The sequence below is a fragment of the Streptomyces sp. ATLC9 genome (assembly GCF_057196705.1).
The window spans coordinates 1-2,053 of record NZ_JBXUOY010000470.1 but is presented as its reverse complement, the minus strand read 5'-3'; the positions used below and the strand labels follow the sequence as shown (position 1 = coordinate 2,053).

General features: G+C 72.3%; 1 protein-coding gene. It reads left to right on the top strand.

The genetic code is table 11. From position 1 onward, the window contains the following. Positions 1-476: 476 nt before the first annotated feature. On the top strand, positions 477-2,053 hold a 1,577-nt coding region (uppS, locus tag AC2CJA_RS26345), incomplete at its 3' end, for a polyprenyl diphosphate synthase (protein ID WP_484605166.1).

Sequence of the window (2,053 nt, the reverse complement as noted above, 5' to 3'; positions counted from 1 at the left end):
CGCGGGGCGGGCGCCGCCCGCCCCCCCGCGGCCCCCCCCCCACCCCCCACAACGGGGGAAGGTGTTGTCCGCCACCACGACCGGGCACCCGGCCACGGTGGTGTTCGGAGGCGTTCGCATGTCCTGCCGTGTGCCCCGACCTCCTCCTGCGGACTGCCTCTGTGGTCAGGGGCAGTCCGCACGCCGGACGAAGACATCCAGCCGCCCGTTCAGGTTGTGAGCCGCTGCCGGGTTGCCGACGGCCTTGCCGCCGGTGTTGACCCAGTGGCGCCATTCGCCCGGGTCCGCATCGCGCACCCGACGGCGCCGTGGGACGGCGGCCGGTGACCGGTGCCTCCGGCGCGGCGCGGCGTCGAGTGGGGCGGGAACAGTACCTTGTCGCCGGATGACTCGTTGAGAGCAGTGTTGAGGACGCTGGATCCCGCCCGAACGCAAGGAGAGGCCGGGCGGGATCCGTTCAGACAGGGGAGGTACGGGTGTCCGCATACGAGGAAGCCGGCATCACCACACCGGAGCTGTGCGAATCGTACGCTCGGTGCGAGGAGGTGGCGCAGCGGTTGTCCGGGCTGCTCTGGACGGCCACGGAGTCGCTGCCCGCCGAGGTTCGGCCGCATGTCCGCGCGCTCGTCGCCTACTGGCACACGACCGACGACATCGCCGACGAGGGCCGCCTCGCCGGCCGTGAGGCGCGGCTGTCGCGGTGGTGCGCCGACTCGCTGGCCGAGGTGCGCGCGGGACACAGCGAGCATCCGCTGCGGCGGGCGTTGGTGCACACCGTCCGCAGCCGGGAGCTGGACGTCGCGCTGCTGGAGGAGTTTCTGGATGCCACCCGGAGGGACAGCGCGGCCCCGCCCTCGTTCGGCACGGTCGCGGACCTGCGGCGCTACCTGCGGAGTGTGACCGGCGCGCCCAGCGGACTGCTGGCCCCGCTGCTGGCGCCCCGCCCCCGGGAGGCGGTGGATCTGCTGCGTGTGCTGGGCGAGGCGTGTCAGATGGCGGACATCTTCCAGGACTTCCCGCTCGACCTCGGCCGGGGCCGGTGCTATCTGCCGGAAGAGGATCTGGGCAGGCTCGGTCTGCGTCCCGGTGATCTCCTGGACGCCACACGCCGGGACGCGCTGGACGAACTGATCGGAGTCCAGGTCGCCCGTACCCGTGACCTGCTGGCCCGGGCCACGCCGGTCACGGGGAAGCTGCACGCGTCATGTCGGCCGTTCGCCCACGGCCTCATCCTCGGGGTGGAGCACGTGCTGGACCAGGCCGACCACCTGGGAGCACGAGTGCTGGCCGAGGGCGTCGACCGGAACGCGCTGCTCAGCCACCAGGCGAATGGTTCCCCGGCCTTCCCCGTGCCGGACCGCATACCCGGCCATGTCGCCGTGATCATGGACGGGAACCGACGGTGGGCCGCGGCACACGGTCTGCCCGCGTCCGACGGTCACGTCGCCGGTGCACGGGCCGCGCTGCGGCTGGTCCACTCCGCGCTGCGGCTGGGCGTGCCCCAGCTGAGTGTCTTCGCGTTCTCCACCGAGAACTGGGGCCGCGGCACGGAGGAAGTGACCGAGCTGTTCGCCACGATGACCGAGGGACTCACCCTGTTCGCCCGGTGGATGCAGGAGCGCGGCATCCGGCTGCGGTGGTGCGGACGGCGCGACCGGCTGGCCCCGTCGCTGGCGTCCACGCTGGCGATCGTCGAGAACATGACGTCCCGCAACACGACGCTGACACTGAACATCTTCGCCGACTACGGCGGGCGCGAGGAGATCGTCTCCGCAGCCCGCGCCCTGGCCGCCGAAGCGGTCGCCGGAAGGATCCAGCCGCAGCGGATCGGCCCCGAGGACGTCGCCAGGAGCCTGTACACGCCCGGCCTGCCCGACGTCGACCTGCTGATCCGCACCTCCGGGGAGCAGCGGCTCAGCAACTTCCTGCCCTGGCATCTGGCGTACGCCGAGTTCGTGTTCGAGCCGGTGCACTGGCCCGACTTCGGTCACCGGCACCTGCGGGGCGCCATCGACACCTACTCCGGCCGGCTGCGCCGCTTCGGTGGTGACGC